This window comes from Anaerobacillus sp. QJM3NY_32, assembly GCF_056173645.1.
Genome location: NZ_CM149684.1, coordinates 2,496,980 through 2,512,171 on the forward strand (window position 1 = coordinate 2,496,980; position 15,192 = coordinate 2,512,171).

At 38.7% G+C, this 15,192-nt stretch carries 17 protein-coding genes; 3 read left to right on the top strand and 14 right to left on the bottom strand.

The annotated features are described in order from the left end of the window. Window positions 1-50: 50 nt before the first annotated feature. The 4 genes from der to AC0VYH_RS13125 all read right to left on the bottom strand — a co-directional run bounded on the left by der (window position 51) and on the right by AC0VYH_RS13125 (window position 3,230). Window positions 51-1,364, bottom strand: coding sequence for a ribosome biogenesis GTPase Der (gene der / locus AC0VYH_RS13110; protein ID WP_430246194.1), 1,314 nt, complete (start codon window positions 1,362-1,364; stop codon window positions 51-53). A 197-nt stretch (window positions 1,365-1,561) separates the two neighbouring features. Further along, a complete protein-coding gene (locus tag AC0VYH_RS13115) occupies window positions 1,562-1,747 on the bottom strand; it encodes a capping complex subunit for YIEGIA (protein ID WP_226613787.1) in 186 nt (61 codons plus the stop codon). After that, entirely contained in the window at window positions 1,744-2,634 is an 891-nt protein-coding gene (locus tag AC0VYH_RS13120; RefSeq protein ID WP_475365382.1) for a YIEGIA family protein, read from the bottom strand. The genes AC0VYH_RS13115 and AC0VYH_RS13120 overlap by 4 nt, the downstream gene beginning before the upstream one ends. After that, a complete protein-coding gene (locus tag AC0VYH_RS13125) occupies window positions 2,631-3,230 on the bottom strand; it encodes a YphA family membrane protein (protein ID WP_430246190.1) in 600 nt (199 codons plus the stop codon). The genes AC0VYH_RS13120 and AC0VYH_RS13125 overlap by 4 nt, the downstream gene beginning before the upstream one ends. Before the next feature lie 130 nt (window positions 3,231-3,360). Between AC0VYH_RS13125 and AC0VYH_RS13130 the strand changes: the two genes are divergently transcribed. Further along, window positions 3,361-3,498, top strand: a complete 138-nt coding sequence (locus AC0VYH_RS13130; protein ID WP_430246187.1) for a YpzI family protein — start codon at window positions 3,361-3,363, stop codon at window positions 3,496-3,498. Between the two features lie 68 nt (window positions 3,499-3,566). Here the strand turns inward: AC0VYH_RS13130 and rpsA are convergent, their stop codons facing one another. From rpsA to prsW, 7 genes are all read right to left on the bottom strand, one after another. Next, window positions 3,567-4,712, bottom strand: coding sequence for a 30S ribosomal protein S1 (rpsA, locus tag AC0VYH_RS13135; protein ID WP_226613796.1), 1,146 nt, complete (start codon window positions 4,710-4,712; stop codon window positions 3,567-3,569). Window positions 4,713-4,894: 182 nt separating this feature from the next. After that, window positions 4,895-5,479 carry a lysophospholipid acyltransferase family protein gene (locus AC0VYH_RS13140; RefSeq protein ID WP_430246185.1) on the bottom strand — a complete coding sequence of 195 codons (585 nt, stop codon included), beginning with the start codon at window positions 5,477-5,479 and terminating at the stop codon, window positions 4,895-4,897. Window positions 5,480-5,483: 4 nt separating this feature from the next. Next, window positions 5,484-6,155, bottom strand: coding sequence for a (d)CMP kinase (gene cmk, locus AC0VYH_RS13145; RefSeq protein WP_194221946.1), 672 nt, complete (start codon window positions 6,153-6,155; stop codon window positions 5,484-5,486). A 151-nt stretch (window positions 6,156-6,306) separates the two neighbouring features. Next, window positions 6,307-6,474 carry a DUF5359 family protein gene (locus AC0VYH_RS13150; protein ID WP_194221947.1) on the bottom strand — a complete coding sequence of 56 codons (168 nt, stop codon included), beginning with the start codon at window positions 6,472-6,474 and terminating at the stop codon, window positions 6,307-6,309. 13 nt (window positions 6,475-6,487) lie between these two features. Then, window positions 6,488-7,837, bottom strand: a complete 1,350-nt coding sequence (ypeB, locus tag AC0VYH_RS13155; protein WP_475365383.1) for a germination protein YpeB — start codon at window positions 7,835-7,837, stop codon at window positions 6,488-6,490. Between the two features lie 14 nt (window positions 7,838-7,851). After that, window positions 7,852-8,583, bottom strand: coding sequence for a spore cortex-lytic enzyme (gene sleB / locus AC0VYH_RS13160; protein ID WP_475367491.1), 732 nt, complete (start codon window positions 8,581-8,583; stop codon window positions 7,852-7,854). Window positions 8,584-8,756: 173 nt separating this feature from the next. Continuing rightward, on the bottom strand, window positions 8,757-9,443 hold the full coding sequence (gene prsW / locus AC0VYH_RS13165; RefSeq protein ID WP_475365384.1) for a glutamic-type intramembrane protease PrsW: 687 nt from the start codon (window positions 9,441-9,443) through the stop codon (window positions 8,757-8,759). Window positions 9,444-9,568: 125 nt separating this feature from the next. Between prsW and AC0VYH_RS13170 the strand changes: the two genes are divergently transcribed. Further along, window positions 9,569-10,540, top strand: a complete 972-nt coding sequence (locus AC0VYH_RS13170; RefSeq protein ID WP_226613812.1) for an asparaginase — start codon at window positions 9,569-9,571, stop codon at window positions 10,538-10,540. A 45-nt stretch (window positions 10,541-10,585) separates the two neighbouring features. Here AC0VYH_RS13170 and AC0VYH_RS13175 read toward each other — a convergent pair whose 3' ends face one another. From AC0VYH_RS13175 to AC0VYH_RS13185, 3 genes are all read right to left on the bottom strand, one after another. After that, window positions 10,586-11,581 carry a YpdA family putative bacillithiol disulfide reductase gene (locus AC0VYH_RS13175; protein WP_475365385.1) on the bottom strand — a complete coding sequence of 332 codons (996 nt, stop codon included), beginning with the start codon at window positions 11,579-11,581 and terminating at the stop codon, window positions 10,586-10,588. A gap of 119 nt (window positions 11,582-11,700) precedes the next feature. Then, window positions 11,701-12,981 (bottom strand): Glu/Leu/Phe/Val family dehydrogenase, encoded by a 1,281-nt coding sequence (locus AC0VYH_RS13180; RefSeq protein WP_475372616.1) that lies wholly within the window; start codon window positions 12,979-12,981, stop codon window positions 11,701-11,703. Between the two features lie 285 nt (window positions 12,982-13,266). After that, a complete protein-coding gene (locus AC0VYH_RS13185; protein ID WP_475365386.1) occupies window positions 13,267-14,181 on the bottom strand; it encodes a D-alanine--D-alanine ligase family protein in 915 nt (304 codons plus the stop codon). Window positions 14,182-14,385: 204 nt separating this feature from the next. On the opposite strand from AC0VYH_RS13185, the gene AC0VYH_RS13190 reads away from it, so the two are divergent. After that, a complete protein-coding gene (locus AC0VYH_RS13190; RefSeq protein ID WP_194221955.1) occupies window positions 14,386-15,099 on the top strand; it encodes a PIG-L deacetylase family protein in 714 nt (237 codons plus the stop codon). Window positions 15,100-15,192: the final 93 nt, after the last annotated feature.

Consider the following 15,192-nt stretch of genomic DNA (forward strand, 5'->3'; position numbering starts at 1 on the left):
TCATTTCCCCCTTTGTATTAGCAAGGTTCCCCCGAATGAAACAAGCTTAATTATTCGCTTTTTCTACGTGCAAGAATTCGTAAAGGAGTCCCCTGGAAACCAAATGTTTCACGAATACGATTCTCTAAAAAGCGTTTGTAAGAGAAATGAAGCAGTTCCGGATCATTAACAAATAATACGATGGTAGGCGGCTTAACAGCCACTTGCGTCGCATAGTTAATTTTCAAGCGCTTCCCATTGTCTGTTGGTGTTGGATTCATTGCAACGGAATCCATAATTAATTCATTCAAAACATTCGTTTTCACACGAAGGGCATGGTTATCAGCTACAGTGTTAACAACTGGTAACAATGTATGAAGACGTTGCTTTGTTTTGGCAGATAAGAACACAATCGGTGCATAGCTAAGGAATAAGAAATGATCACGAATTTTTTGTTCAAATTCTCTCATCGTCTTATCGTTTTTCTCAACTGCGTCCCATTTGTTTACGACAATAACAATGGCTTTACCAGCTTCATGAGCATACCCCGCCACTTTTTTGTCTTGCTCGATAATGCCTTCTTCTCCATCAATCACAACTAAAACGACGTCAGATCGTTCAATCCCACGCATTGCACGAAGAACGCTGTACTTCTCAGTCGTTTCATAAATTTTTCCACGCTTTCTCATGCCAGCAGTATCAATAATGACATAATCCTGTTCATCACGAGTAAACATGGAGTCAATAGCATCGCGAGTTGTACCAGCAATATCACTTACAATCACTCGCTCTTCTCCTAAAATCGTATTAACAAGCGATGATTTTCCAACATTCGGACGACCAATTAATGAGAATTTAATCGTTCCTTCGTCATATTCTTCTTCTGCTACTTCAGGGAATGATTTAAAGACTTCATCTAAAAGATCACCTAATCCAAGACCATGTGAACCTGAAATACCAAATGGAGTTCCAAATCCTAAAGCATAGAAATCATAAATCAACGTTTGCTGTTCAGGATTATCTACTTTATTTACAGCTAATACAACAGGTTTATTGGAACGATAAAGAATTTTTGCAACCTCTTCATCCGCATTCGAGATGCCATCTCTTCCGTTAACCATGAAAATAATAACGTCCGCCTCGTCTATTGCAATTTCTGCCTGATAACGAATTTGAGAAAGAAATGGTTCGTCACCTATTTCAATACCACCTGTATCTATGATATTAAATTCACGATTCAGCCATTCACCTTTGCTATAAATACGATCTCTTGTTACTCCTGGAGTATCTTCTACAATCGATACTCTTTCTCCTACTATACGATTAAAAATGGTCGATTTCCCAACATTCGGTCGACCTACTATTGCGACAACTGGTTTTGTCATTTTATGCACGCCCTTTCTAAAAGACTATCTAAGCTTGAAACCAGAAAGTCGTGGACAAACTTTCCAGGAGTTCATTGTAAAAAACCCTCCTCTATAAGAAGGGCATAGTCTTCGATAGCTTTTATATCTTATCAAAAAAGCAACCAATGAACAACAGACGATCAAATGAAACTTGGTAACTTCTCTTCGAAAACTTGCTAATGCTTCACAATAATATAAACACCATTGCTCAATTTATGAGCAATTCCATCTAGTATAGCTTCAAGATCAGCGGCTACGCCGTCCATTTCATCTTGAGATTCACATACAAACACATTCGCTCCTACGGGGGCCTGTGCTAATGATAGTGTAACAGTTGCAAGTATCGCTTTCTCAATAGTCATGATGAGTCACTTCCTTTTTTCTTCGTTTCCGTAGGCATCCTTATCGCATTTTCAAGAGTTGGTACTTGAGAAATGACTTTCATGGCAAGATCCACGCTTTTATTTTGAGGTAGAATAAAAACTCCAATTCGACCATCGTCCAAATCTCGTTTAATTAATGGTACTAATGCAGGCGTTCCTGAATCCCGGTATACTCCAAGAGATATAGCAAGGTCATGAAGGATGGCTTGTCTTTGTCCGAGGTTACCAATCGTCATTCGCGCATCAAAATTCTTTGGAGAAATCGTAAATCCAAGTCCATGTTCTAAAATTTCTTTTTGTCTCGCTGGTATGCCAATATTCATAATATAGATGTTATCAACGTATAGCCCTGCACCTTCAAATTTAACTTCTTTTTGTTCAATATTCGCAATTTTTCCGAGTTTACTTCCAGTCATGTATTTTTTGGCTACTAAAAAAGCAAGAAATGCAGCAACTAATCCAGCCCAAACATTTATTGCAAGATAAGCAAATGACGTGACAAATGAAATGAAAATGACTAAATAATTTCTCCCTTCAAAGGTTACAGCTATTCCTTCTATATAGGACGCTCCACGAGGGACAAGCTCTAGTGAATCCATTTCAGTTAATGTTTTTCTTTCCATATTGCGTACTTCCCGAAATTGCGATGCAGCTAGGGTTAGGAATGTCACCGCTGTAAATTCTTGCTCCATAATTGATGGAACGACGAGAGCCCCGAGTGAAGCTGCAATAAAACCAAGCGCGAGATGTATAATCATACCATGTGGATAAGTAGGGTATTGCCTATAATCTGTTCGAAACATATAAATTCTCGCAAGCGTACCAGCTATCACGCCAAATACAATTGGTATTGTATACTCATTCATGAATATCCCCGTCTTTCTTGATGTTTTTTGACAGTTTTCTCTAGAAGAACTGTTAATTTCACAAAGGAGGACCAGATCCATGTTGCCATAATCGAAATGGCCATTACATCGAAGGAAGCTAACTCGCCAGCAGTTCGCTCAAAACCCATTCCTCGAAAAATCATTGTTAAGATAACCTCACCATGAACGATACTAAGAATTAATAACGAACATCTCTCTGCAAAACCATTCAGTGTTAGATGAATAATAATAAAAAGAATTGCGGCAACCGACCACTTCGTATACAAGTAAGTAAAAACAGGATCATATATGGCAAATAACTGAATCGAAGTATAAGCTGCTGTTAACATAATGAGTAATATCATGGCGTATACCGTTCTTACACCGTTCTTTATCCAGAGGAGATATCCACAAACATAGGCAAGCAATAGTAAAACAGCTACAGAAAAACCCATCAGGATGACGGTTTTATTCACGACACATATTGCCACTAACATTAAGAACGCTGACCCAGTCCTTTCTAAAGATGGCTTTTGAAAAAAGACTGTGATGACAACTCCCATCCATACAAACCAAATAAAAATCGCCCCATCCACTCCGTTACCTCCTCTCATTATGATCAGTATGGGACGTTTTCATGAGAGATAGACTTAAAAAAAGTAAATGAATAACTTTCGAAGCTTTTTTTCATGATAAGAAAAGGTTCAGTTGAAGGGAGGCTAAATGATGGGAAAAGATCGACAGGAAAGAAAACTTAAGAAATCGAAACGAGTAGAGTCTGATCGTGATCAGTCGCTTTCGCATAATGGAGCAGCAATGCTTGAAGGACCAGACCAAGCTCGAAAACGAAATGGACAGGATTAATACGTTTCCTTCTATCTAAAAAATCAAAAAAATCCTCTCTGCATGAATGCAGAGAGGATTTCATTTACTTATTTGTACTTTTTAAGCTGATCACCGATCATATCTCCAAGAGAGAATGGCGAGTTGCCGTCACTTTCTTTTTGATATTCTTCAACTTCATTTGATACTTGTTCAGTTTCGAGGACTTTGATGCTTAATGAGATTCTCTTTTCATCAAGATTAACATCCAAAATCTTCACTCGAACTGTTTCTCCCTCTGAAAGAACTTCTTGAGGAGTTCCTATATGCTTGTTCGAGATTTCTGAAATATGAACAAGCCCTTCTACACCCGGAGCAACTTCTACGAATGCACCGAAGCTAACTAAACGCTTCACTGTGCCTTCGATTTCATCTCCAGTACTAAGTTTTCCTTTTACTTCTTCCCACGGTCCCGGGAGTGTTTCTTTAATGGATAGTGAAATACGTTCGTTGTCACGATCAACAGAAAGAATTTTAACATTCACTTGTTGACCTTCTGTTACAACTTCAGATGGGGTTTCAACACGATGATGAGCCATCTGTGAAATATGAACGAGGCCATCCACTCCACCGATATCTACAAAAGCACCGAAATCGGTTAAACGTTGAACTGTCCCTTCGACAACTTGTCCTGCTTGAAGAGATGCTAGCGTTTCTTGTTTCTTATGATCCGCCTCTTGCTCAAGAACAGCACGATGTGACAGGATCACTTTTGCTTTCTCTGGATCAAATTCCACAATCTTAACGCTCAGGTTTTTGCCTTTGTAATCTGAGAAATCTTCAACATAATGTCTTTCTACAAGAGAAGCCGGGATAAATCCGCGAACACCAAGGTCAACCACAAGGCCGCCCTTAACTACGTCTGCAATTTCAACATCAAATGCAACGGAGTTTTCATACTTCTCCTGTAGAGCATCCCAGGCTTGATCAGCTTCGACTGCTTTCTTAGAAAGCACTAGCTCATCTTCAGAAACTTTGATTACTTTAACTTCTATTTCATCACCTTCTGAGAGCACGTCGCTAACCTTTTCGACGTGAAGGCTTGACAGTTCGCTGATTGGCAGCACTCCATCAACTTTAAAACCTACATCTACTGATGCATGTTTTTCTTCAACCTTGGAGATCTTACCTGTCACCACTTCTCCGATTTCGAATGATTTGAACTCAGTCATTTCCTGATTCATCTCTTCACCCATTGACAAACTCCTCCTTCAATCCAAAAGAAATAAAACTTTTCGATATGATTTATAAAAGTCTTCCACTTATAGCGAAAGAAATTTATTGAAAAGTTAAGCACCCTTTCCTCTAACTTTCACTAAAAATGACGGATTTGTCAAGTATCCTGACACATTTATTTAAATTTTTTAACAATATCGAATTATTTATGATGAATTTCAATAAGATCTTGAATTTCTTTCATGATAGCTTGAGTGGCTTTTTTAGCTGCTCCCTGTTCTTCACGAAGCGGCGATAAGTCAACTGGTTTTCCGTACACGATTTTCAAGCGGCCAAACGGTTTATAAGATCCTTTAATTGCGCACGGTACGACCATCACTTCTGGACGTAATGCAAAAAAACCTGCTCCAGAAAGCCCCTCGCCTAATTCGCCATCTTTGCTTCTCGTACCTTCCGGAAACAAGCCGACAACACCGCCATCTTTCAAAAATTTCATTCCACTTCTTAGAGCTTGTTTATCACTCATTCCTCGTTTTACCGGAAAAGCCCCAACCTTATGAATCAATTTACCTAGTACCGGAATGGTAAACAATTCTGATTTAGCCATAAAATGAACATCTCTAGGAAACATGGCACCTACTAGCGGCGGATCAAGGTTATTAATATGATTTGAGCAAAGAAGAATCCCTTTGTCTTTGGGTATATTCTCACGACCAACAACTGTTACACGATTGAATACCTTGAAATAAAAATGAAATAAGCCTTTTCCTACTCCGTATAAGCTCACTTGATCATGCCCTTTCTTTTGCTAATTGTAAAATTTGGTCCACTACTTCAGAAATTGTCATCTTCGTAGTATCAATTTCTATGGCATCGTCCGCTTTTACAAGAGGGGCTACTTCTCGCTCAGTGTCACGCTTATCTCTTAAAGCAATCTCATCCTTGATACGGTCATAATCCGCTTCAGTCCCGTTTCCAATAAGTTCATTATATCGTCGCGTGGCTCTTTCTTCTACAGAAGCACTTAAGAATACTTTAAGCTCTGACTCAGGAAGAACGTGTGTACCGATATCACGTCCATCCATTACAACGCCTCCACGATCAGCTAACATCTTTTGTCTCTTTACCATTTCTAATCTTACTTCACTTTGTCTTGCTACAAAGGAAACATTGTTCGTGACAGCATAAGAACGTATATCTGTTGTTACGTCCATGTTATCAACCAAGACAAGCTGTTCACTTTCACCAACTTGTAGGTCGATCACTGTATCATCTAGAAGGGCTTTAAGAAGAGGACCATTCTCTAAATCAATGTCCTTCTCAATAGCTTTATACGTTAATGCACGATACATTGCGCCTGTATCAATATAAAGGAAAGATAGGTTATCTGCTACTTTTCTTGCAACTGTACTCTTACCGGCCCCTGCTGGACCGTCAATTGCTATATTTATTCGCTTGTTCATATTATTATTGCCTCCAAATTCCATTCATCCATCCGAATTAGATCATATAAATGACAATTTAACGTACAAAAAAAGCAGGAGAACCTGCTTTCCTCAGTACGACCAAAATGTCATATTTATCATAACACAAGACATTTTATCGGTCTATTCACTATTGGCGTCTAATCAGGGGAGGCATATCCTTTAGCACACCTTCATAATAAATCGCTTTGCTTAGATAGATACGAAACTCTTCTTGAGTTAGAAGAACTTGAGAAATAATAAGAAAAACAAATTGAATGACGATGAGTTTTATTAATAATTGTTCCATTCTCGCCATACATTCGCTCCTCTCATAGGGTATCGTAATTCATTTCGGTACCGTCCATTTTTTCAACTCTTTCTTCTCTTTCGTTAGATGCGTTAATAAAAATGCGATACGTTTCATTATCAATCGTACCCATAAACTCATAGCATAATACTTCTTCTCCAAGATCGTTTTGAATGACACCTAATCCTTCTTCCATTATTTGAACATTTGGATTCACTTGTTCTAACGCTTGATCCCTGGAAATAGTTGGGGAGTCCAAAGTTCTTTCATGGTGATTTGTTAAATACTCTAAGGATTCATAGCCGGAAATATCACCATTATCAAGCGCAACTTTAATATGAACAGCATCTGGATAAATTAAAACGTCTTCCTGATTGTATACAAAAGTAAATACACCTACTCGATCATATTGACTACTTTCTGAAATGCTCATATTTGTTATATCATGCTCTTTTAGAAATGCTCTTGCTCGATCAGCGGCTTCATTTAGACTAAGCTTCTGATCTCCTATTTTTCTATCCATCAAAATCCAGATTGGTTTTGCCCCTTTTTTTGTAACATCTAGATTGATACTAGATTTCGAATCTGGCTCTTCAATTGATAAACTATAGGCTTTGTATTTTGACTTCTCCCCAGTAGTCGTTATATCAATGCTTGCTTTAGGATCAAGATCCAGAAAGTCAATTACATGTTCCTTTGCTTCTTTTTCAGTCAGTTTTTTCCCGACTATATTTTTGTCCAGGTTTTCTTTCTTTTCATTTAATTGAGTAATCTCAGGTCCCCAGTTTACTTCACTATACCCTTCCACTTGTTTATCAACTGTTTTAAATCCATCAATAATCGTGTTATCTTCAGCCTGTGTTTCTGAAGCTAGAGCAAGCTCCACATCCATCCAACGTAAGTTATGATCAATGACCATCGCCTGCACTTTTCTCAGTTCATTTTTAATATCTGTAGAATGACTATGCAATTCCTTCAATGTTTTATATTCTTCATCTGACAGAGGGTTTTCATCAAGATCACGTACAGCTACACGATAACTAAATGAACCTATGTTTGTTAAAAATTCTTCCGTTTTATTAAAAGGCATTAGCGTTAGCGGGAGTTGTCCAACATCATTTTGAGCTTCAGACGTTAAACGCCATACCTCTGCAAGGGCAGGTGATAGACTGCCACGGGAGTTCATCGCCAATGTCGACCCTATCTTCTCCTCTAGTGCATCCATATGAAAGTTTAAGTCATGGAAAGCACGCTGATACGTGTTTTCCGCATTAATTAACACGGCATTTTTTTCTTGATGTTCCTTGTACCCCCAGTAGCTAGTTCCAGCAACGCCTACTGCGAGCGCACCAATTAAAATCGAACGAATCATTTTAACCACCTCCACTATTCACAGAATATATGCTTACCAATTTGTTTGATTTGCGGCCTTGTCCAAATCCATCCAGAAGTTGCCGTGTTTGGATTGAAATAATACAATGCTTCCCCAGTTGGGTCCCATCCGTTTATTGCATCAATCACAGCTTCTTTCGCTCTTTCATTTGGAGTAAGCCATATTTGTCCATCTGAGACGGCCGTAAAAGCTCTCGGTTCAAAAATCACTCCTGAAACTGTGTTTGGAAATGAAGCACTTTGAACACGGTTTAGTATGACCGCGGCTACCGCAACCTGACCTTCGTAAGGTTCCCCCCTTGACTCACCATAGACTGCGTTTGCAAGCAGCTTAATGTCGTTCTGGGAATAACCGGACGGCACGTTTTTCGCCTGAGTAGTTGAGTCTTTTGGCTTATTCGTTTGATTATTTTGATTTGATTGTGAAACATTAGGACTTTTGCCACTATTCACCTGCTGTTGAATGGAAGGATCATACTTCGTAGACTTGTTTAACTTTGCTTTCATTTCAGGACCAACTAGTCCATCAACATCCATTCCAAATTCATACTGAAAGTTTCTAACCGCCCAATAAGTCCCCCATCCAAATACGCCGTCAATTGAGCCTGTATAGAACCCTATATGCTTTAAGCGTGCTTGAAGTTCAATGACATCATTGCCTGTTGCACCCTTCTGGATGATTTGGTTAGAAAATGCATCTGCTCGATTCTCCATATCAAATACCATGACAAGCGGTGCACAGACCAGACCAATTATTAGAGGGATTTTTAGAATAAGAACTGTCTTTCTCATGATGTGGACCTCCCTGATCATTCTGTTTTCATAGGTGTAGTTTTTGTATCAGAAGGTATTTTATACAAAACAAAAAAGATGCCTTTTCGGCATCTTTCAAACTGTTATCATATTGGCATGTTTTCTTTCGTTTCCATTAATTCTGCTTGATTAAGGTTTGCAGCCTTGATTTTCCTTACACCTATAAACCATAGAACAAGCACAAATGGAATCATTAAATAGATGGTATTGCTGTTCACCTGAAGAACTAAATAATTATATGTTCCGTGAAACAAAAATGGAACGAAAAGAGATAGAGAAATCCACTTTCCAATCTTATTTTGCAATGAGAATTTTCCCCTTCCAAGATAAGAACCCATAATTAAGCCAAATAAAGCGTGGCTTGAAACAGGAAGAAGCGCTCTCCACCATGCTTCTTGAATGCCATATGCAAAAAGATAAAAGACATTTTCAACAGATGCAAATCCTAGTGAGATAGCAACACCATAAACAATCCCATCATAAAACTCATGAAACTCTATATGGATGTATACAGTAAAATAGAAAATAAACCATTTTAGAAATTCTTCAAGCAGTCCAGACATCAAGTACGCTTGACTGAATGGTGATTGCAAGAAGTTTTCGACCTCAAAACCATGCTGAATCACCATTACTGGAAATACTAGCATAGCACCAAACACAAAACTTCGTACAACCGGGCCTATTGGCTCAGATTCATACTGATGTTGTTTCAAATAAAAAAAACAAAGAAGCGCAATGCCTGGTGCTATTCCAGCAGTTATTGCTGCTAACATAGGCTTTCCCCATTTCTATCCTGAACCTCATTTTTAAGCAGGATCAGTCATACCTATACTTTTATAATCGTATCATGTTACTTTATGTAAGGAAACAATTATTAGGAAAACAATGAGGTGACGCAATGAGCAAGCTATTGATCATTCATACCGGAGGAACTATCGCTATGGAGGAAAATAAGAACTCTGGTGCTGTTAGCCCAGGTAAAGAAAATCCTCTAAATGCAACACTGAGCGAATTACTAATTGGAAATGACGTTATTATTGATGATTACATTAACATTCCCTCCCCCCATATGACACCTGAGGTCATGTTTACAATTGCGGAAAGGATTGAAACTAGAATCAAACAAGAACACATCAGCGGAGTGGTCATAACGCATGGAACCGACACACTAGAAGAGACGGCTTACCTTCTAGATCTTGTTCTGCAAACAGATCTGCCTGTCGTCGTAACAGGTGCGATGCGCTCAAGCAATGAGCTTGGCTCTGATGGACCTTATAATCTTCTCTCATCCATAAAAGTAGCTTCTTGCCATGAAGCAAAAGGAAAAGGCGTGCTTGTTGTGTTGAACGATGAAATACATACGGCAAAAAATGTGACAAAAACGCATACGAGTAATGTTTCAACTTTTCAAAGTCCTCAATATGGCCCTATCGGGATCGTAACAAAACAACGTGTCTTCTTTCACCATACTTTAACGATGAGAGACCGCTATCATATTTCTGGACTAACGAAAAATGTCATGCTTCTAAAGGCTTATGCAGGGATGGATTCACAGCTACTATTTGCTGCTGGAGAAATTGGCATTAATGGCATCGTAATAGAAGCGCTTGGACAGGGGAATTTACCACCGGATATGATGGAGGGAATCAAACATCTAAGAGAAAAAGGAATCGCCATCGTCATGGTTTCTAGGTGTTTTAATGGCATTGTACAAGATGTTTATGGTTATAAAGGCGGTGGCAAGCATTTAAAAGAACATGGAGTAATTTTCTCTAACGGATTAAATGGACAAAAAGCGCGTTTGAAATTACTCGTTGCACTCGAAGCAACAGAAGACCCCAAGGAATTACACAATTTCTTTTTACGATGATGAAACAGAGACCTTCCTTGATTGTTAAAAGCACAAAAACCTACCTTAATTGGTAGGTTTTTGTGCTTTTCCTATAATTGACTGAGCTATTAATGCACCGTGTAGCCTGCCATTCTCAATAAAGATCTCATTGGCGTTATTTCCAGCGGCAATCACGCCAGCAATATAACAATTCTCTACATTTGTCTCCATCGTATCTTGATCAAAAGCAGGTCGCCCGCTTTGTTGATCGATTTCTATACCGATTTTTGTCAAAAATGAATGATCAGGATGATAACCGGTCATTGCGAATACAAAATCATTCGGTATGCTCTTCTGTTCACCCTTCACTTCATATACGACTTCTTTTTCTTTCACTTCCACTAATGAAGCATTAAACTCCATTGTCACTTTCTTATTTCTAACGAGAGCTTCAAATTCCGGTAAAATCCATGGTTTTACACTTTTTGAATATTCCGCTCCTCTATAAAGAATCGTAACCCTTGCCCCAGCTTTTTCAAGCTCTAATGCTGCGTCAACTGCTGAGTTTTTACCGCCTATCACTACAATATCCTGGTCAAAATAAGGGTGCGGCTCTTTAAAGTAGTGCAAAACCTTATCGAGGTCTTCTCCTTTAACACCCATAAAGTTAGGACTATCATAATATCCTGTTGCAATGATTAAATGCTGTGCGCGGTATGTTATTTTTTTGGATTCGTGCACTTTCTCCGTTTCAATAATAAATGCACCATTCTCCTTTGTTATCAAATTTGCTTTTTCAAAGGAATGAATACGAAGATCTTTTCTTTTAGCAACGTCCCGATAATAAGCAAGGGCCTGATTTCGTTTTGGCTTCCGCTCTTCAATTATGAAAGGTACTTCACCAATTTCAAGCTTTTCACTTGAACTAAAAAATGTTTGATGCGTTGGATAATGATAAATAGCATTCACGATATTTCCTTTTTCGATAATTAGAGGATCGTATCCCTCATTCATTAATTCAATTGCCGCAGACATTCCACAAGGACCTGCGCCAATGACAACCACTTGTTCTTCTCTCATCTCACTCACTCCCGAACCTATCCATAAGAAATGGAACATTTCTTTTTATTATTCTACTCTTTGCAATAGAAAAATTCCCTACCTGAATGATAGGGAATTTTCATCGGATTGGCAACTATTTATATCCATCCTCTAAATCTAGAGGCTTCAGCCATTTTACGCACGCCGACCATATATGCTGATAGTCTCATATCAACGCGACGCGTTTCAGAAGTTCGGTAAATTGAATTAAAAGCGTTTACCATTACTTTTTCAAGCTTCGCTTCTACCTCTTCTTCTGTCCAGTAGTAACCCTGGTTGTTTTGTACCCACTCAAAATAAGATACCGTTACACCACCAGAACTTGCAAGAACATCTGGTACGAGTAAAATACCACGATCCGTTAAAATTTTTGTAGCTTCAATCGTTGTAGGACCGTTCGCTGCTTCCACAACAATACTTGCTTTAATTTGATGTGCGTTGTCTTCCGTAATTTGATTCTCAATAGCAGCTGGAACAAGAATATCACATTCAAGTTCAAGAAGCTCCTTGTTGCTAATTGTTTCTTTAAAGAGCTTTGTAACTGTTCCAAAACTATCACGTCGGTCTAATAAGTAGTCAATGTCAAGACCTTCAGGATCATGAAGAGCTCCATATGCATCTGATATTCCTACAATCTTAGCACCCGCATCGTGCATGAATTTCGCTAGAAAACTACCCGCATTTCCAAAACCTTGAATAACGACACGTGCACCTTCTATTTTGATATCCTTTTTCTTAGCAGCTTCGCGAATACAAATGGTAACGCCTTTCGCGGTGGCGGATTCACGACCATGAGAACCACCTAATACGAGAGGTTTACCAGTAATAAATCCAGGAGAATCAAATTCTCTAATTCGACTATACTCATCCATCATCCAGGCCATAATTTGAGAGTTCGTAAATACATCTGGTGCAGGTATATCTTTTGTTGGACCTACAATTTGACTAATTGCTCTTACATACCCTCGACTCAATCGTTCTAGTTCTCTAAAAGACATCTCACGCGGATCACAAATAATTCCACCTTTACCTCCTCCATAAGGAAGATCTACAATCCCTGCTTTAAGGCTCATCCAAACAGATAGCGCTTTAACTTCTGTTTCTGTCACATCTGGATGGAAGCGAACCCCACCTTTAGTGGGTCCAACAGAATCATTGTGCTGCGCACGATACCCAGTGAATATTTTTATAGAACCATCATCCATTCGAATTGGAATCCGAACTGTCATTAATCTCATTGGTTCCTTTAATAGTTCATAAACTTCGCTCGGATAGCCTAATTTGTCCAGCGCTTCGTGAATGACTGATTGCGTCGACTCTAATACGTTCCGTTTCTTCTTATTTCCTTGTCCATTATCTGTTTCGTTTTTGTCGACCATTGCTTTACCTCCCATTACTGTGCACTTACTCTGCTGTTTTTGTACTTTTTAGGCTAAATGAAGCATAGCCTATTCGATTTTAATTGTTAAAGTTCATATGTTGTTTATAGAATGTTCCATTGCTCTGCTTTCAAAACATAGTATACACGTTTAGGTAAGCTATGAGAAGGCATTCATGCTACATTTATGCAAATTGTTCCATAGTAATGAAAACGCTTACCAAGTAAGGGCGTAGTCATGTCAATTAAAAAGAAGACCTCACAATTTGTGAGGTCTCTCCTTTTACTATTTTTTTAATCCTAATTGAATAAGGTTTTCAATCATCTGTTCATAGGAATATCCAATCTCTTTAGCCGCGTCAGGAAACAAGCTTGTCGGTGTCATACCTGGCAATGTATTTACTTCGAGAAAAACAGGATTCGATCCATCATTCGGCACAATATAGTCTACTCGAGAATACGTCTCACAACCAAGCAGTTCATGTGCCACTATCGACTGCTCTTGGATAAGTGTCGTATAATCAGACGATATACGTGCAGGGACAATATGCTCGCTTCCCCCTTCAGAATACTTCGATTCATAATCATAGTATTCATTTTTCGGAACAATCTCTACGACTGGAAGTGGCTTAACATCACCTTTAGCTCCCATTACGGCAACAGTCACTTCTGTGCCAGAAATAAATTCCTCAAGGATTACAGTATCATCAAATCGAAATGCCTCTTCAATCCCCTGCTGAAGCTCTGCTTCGTTCTTAGCAATTGTTAAGCCTATCGTTGAGCCCTCACTGTTTGGTTTTACAACAACTGGATATCCAAAAGGTAATTCCAAAGAACGGTGGTCATGCGATTTATGAAGAACGAAATCTTGAGCAAGGCGAATGCCTGAATCTCTTAGTACTTTCTTACTTTTTGCTTTGTCCATCGCAACGGCAGATCCAAGTACTCCGGATCCTACATAAGGAATTTGTAGCATATCGAGTAAACCTTGAATTCTACCATCTTCCCCATACTTACCATGAAGACCAATAAAAACAATGTCTACATCAAGTTCCATTACTTCAGCTAAGCGATCTGGATGGAAGTCAATTCCAACTACTTCATGACCGTTATTTTTTAGAGCTCTCATAATTCCTTTTCCGCTAGATAAAGAAACTTCTCTTTCTGCAGAGGTTCCTCCATAAAGTACTCCAACTTTCATTCTTTATACCTCCTGGGCTACATTTATGTATGTCATTATATTCGATAGTTAATCGAGTGGAACTAATCAAAACTTCTCTCATCATACCATGTTTTTCGAACACTATGTTATCCCTAATGACCATCGATAAATAATATTATTGGAAAAAAGTCTTTTACTTTTTGTATACTGGCAGTAATCTTATTTATGAAAGGAAATGCCCTTATGTCTCAAACATTTATGTTTGTCTTCGCTCACCCTGATGATGAGAGCTTTACTTGCGGAGGAACATTATTAGAGTTAGCGAACAAAAAAGATATTAAAACCGTTTTATATAGTGCAACACCTGGTGACGCTGGTAAATGCGGCGAACCAGCTATTTGTCGCCCCGAAGAACTCGCATCCGTTCGACGGAAAGAACTTGAAAAAGCTTCTAAGCTACTTGGCATCGATGAATTATATATCGGTGAATATCAGGACGGGAAGTTAAATTCTTTGCCTCCAAATGTGCTTAAAAATGATGTAATCAACCGAATCAAAGAAGTTAAACCTGACGTTGTCATCACCTTTCCACCCCATGGATTATCAGGGCATCCTGACCACAAAGCGATTCAAGCTGCAACGCTCCAGGCAGTACAAGAAACAAACATTGTGAAGGAATTATACTACACTACCTTCCCACAGTCATTAGCTGATGAAACAGGCCATCCTGCTTTTTCTGACCCTGATGATTCGATTACATTGATGAAATCATTCTCAAGTGACCATATAAATCCCGTAAGAGAAGCTCTTCTTGCGCATCGAACGCAACACCTCTCCGTTGAAAGAGCTTTTCCAACCATATATAATCAAGAGGGTTTCATGAAATACAACAATAAAGAATATTTCATTAAAGCGTGGGAAAACGCCGAATCTTCATCTAAATCCCTGCTCACCTAAAAAAACCTCCTTTGGGAGGTTTTTTCGTGTTCAAGAAAGCAATAACTGAATCATTTCGAATGTTAAGAATCAAATTGGAATGATACAGATAGC